General features: G+C 68.0%; 2 protein-coding genes. One reads left to right on the top strand and one right to left on the bottom strand.

Annotation, left to right across the window (positions count from 1 at the left end):
- On the top strand, positions 1 to 282 hold a 282-nt coding region (locus DBR34_RS11955; RefSeq protein ID WP_258223856.1), incomplete at its 5' end, for a MerR family DNA-binding protein.
- 211 nt (positions 283 to 493) lie between these two features.
- Here DBR34_RS11955 and DBR34_RS11950 read toward each other — a convergent pair.
- The gene (locus DBR34_RS11950) at positions 494 to 1,840 is read right to left on the bottom strand and encodes an Nramp family divalent metal transporter (RefSeq protein WP_128096957.1); all 1,347 of its coding nucleotides are present in this window, start codon (positions 1,838 to 1,840) and stop codon (positions 494 to 496) included.
- Positions 1,841 to 2,086 lie beyond the last annotated feature (246 nt).

Genomic DNA, 2,086 nt, shown 5'->3' with positions numbered 1-2,086 from the left:
CGGGTGTTCGCTGGGAGCGTGCTCGAGCGCCTGGCACTGATTGCGCTGGGGCGCGCGGCCGGTCTGTCGCTGGCCGATATCGGGGCGATGCTGGCCGTCGAGGGTGAGGCCGCCATCGATCGCGCACGGCTGGCCGCCAAGGCCGATGAACTGGACGCCAGCATCCAGCGCATGACCGCCATGCGTGACGGCCTGCGCCACGCGGCCGCCTGCCGCGCCACCAGCCACCTGCAGTGCAGCCGGTTCCGCGCCCTGATGCGGGTGGCCACGCGCGCAGGCTGAGCGCAGCGCCGCGGCGTGGGTTACGGCAGCAAGCGGTCGATCAGCATTCAATCCCGATCAGCCACTGGGTCTCATCGGCGTTGGCGTCATCCAGGTCTTCCCGGCGGGAAATCGGCGTGGTGCAACCCCGTGGGGCGATGTACTCCACAGCAATCGACGCCGCCTCCAGACATGACAAATGGAACTGAATGGGCGCGCGGCGTTCCGTGACTCAGCCCGCTACCGTGTCCACCAGCAGCTTCACGTTGAGCACCAGGATGATCGCCGCGATCACCCACGCCAGCGCGATCAGCCAACGCGGCGCCACCAGCGCGCCCATCTTTGCCTTGTCCGAGACGAACCGCACCAGCGGAATCACCGCGAACGGCAACTGCATCGACAGCAGCACCTGGCTGAGCACCAGCAGCCGCGCGGTGCCCTGTTCGCCGTAGATCGCGGTGACGATCACCACCGGCACGATCGCGATGCCGCGGGTGATCAGGCGGCGTGCCCAGGGTGCGATGCGCAGGCGCAGGAAGCCCTCCATCACGATCTGCCCGGCCAGCGTGGCGGTCACCGTGGAGTTGATGCCGGAGGCGAGCAGGGCGACCGCGAACAGGGTCGAGGCCAGCCCCACGCCGAGCATGGGCGCCAACAGTTCGTAGGCCTGCTCGATCTCCTGCACGTCGGTGCGCCCGTGTGCGTGGAAGACCGCTGCGGCCAGGATCAGGATCGAAGCATTGATGAACAACGCCAGCATCAAGGCGATGGTGCTGTCGGTGACTGCCCAGCGCAGCGCGCTGCGGCGGCCGGGGTCGGTGCGCGGGTAGGCGCGGGTCTGCACGATGGACGAATGCAGGTACAGGTTGTGCGGCATCACCGTGGCGCCGATGATCCCGATGGCCAGGTACAGGGCGTGCGGATTGGTGACCACCTCCGCACGCGGAATGAAGCCGCCCAGCACGGCCTGCAGCGGCGGTGCGGCGAACGCGATCTGGATGGCGAAGCAGGCGAAGATCACCAGCAGCAGCGCGATCACGAACGCTTCCAGCGCACGGAAGCCACGGTTCATCAGCCACAGCACCAGGACCACGTCGATGGCGGTGATGATCGCCCCGGCCAGCAGCGGAATGCCGAACAACAACTTGAGCGCGATGGCCGTGCCGATCACTTCGGCCAGGTCGCAGGCGATGATCGCGATTTCGCAGAGCAGCCACAGGCCCAGCGTGACCGGGCGCGAGTAGTGGTCGCGGCAGGCCTGGGCCAGGTCGCGCCCGGTGGCGATGCCGAGCCGCGCCGACAGCCCCTGCAGCACGATGGCCATCAGGTTGGACAACAGGATCACCGACAGCAGCAGGTAGCCGAACTGGGCGCCGCCGGCGATGTCGGTGGCCCAGTTGCCCGGGTCCATATAGCCCACCGACACCATGTAACCCGGGCCCAGGAACGCCAGCAGCCGGAACCACCAGTGCCCGCCGTGTGGCACCGCGACACTGGCGTTCATCTCGCCCAGGCTGGGGCTGTGGCCGTCCGAGGAAGGCCAGGCAGAAGCAGTGTCGGGGCGGCGTTGGATGTCCACGGCCGCAATATAGCAGAGGCTATGTTATCAAGGCTTTGCAATTTCAGGCCATGCCGATGGCGGCCGCCGGCCATGCCTCACCGCGGCGATGGGGGCGGAATACGCATGCCGTGGGTATGCGGCAGGCAGGCTTTCATCGCATCGATGAAGGCCCGCAGCCGGCTCGGAATCTGCCGGGCGGACGGGTACACCAGATGCACAGGCAGCGGCGGCGCTTCGCGGTCGGGGAGCAGGCGCAGCAGTCGG

The organism is Stenotrophomonas sp. HMWF003 (assembly GCF_003061285.1).
In the GTDB taxonomy this organism is placed as follows: domain Bacteria; phylum Pseudomonadota; class Gammaproteobacteria; order Xanthomonadales; family Xanthomonadaceae; genus Stenotrophomonas; species Stenotrophomonas maltophilia_AP.
The sequence above is the reverse complement of the archived record's forward strand: the minus strand, read 5'-3'. Positions and strand labels throughout refer to the sequence as shown.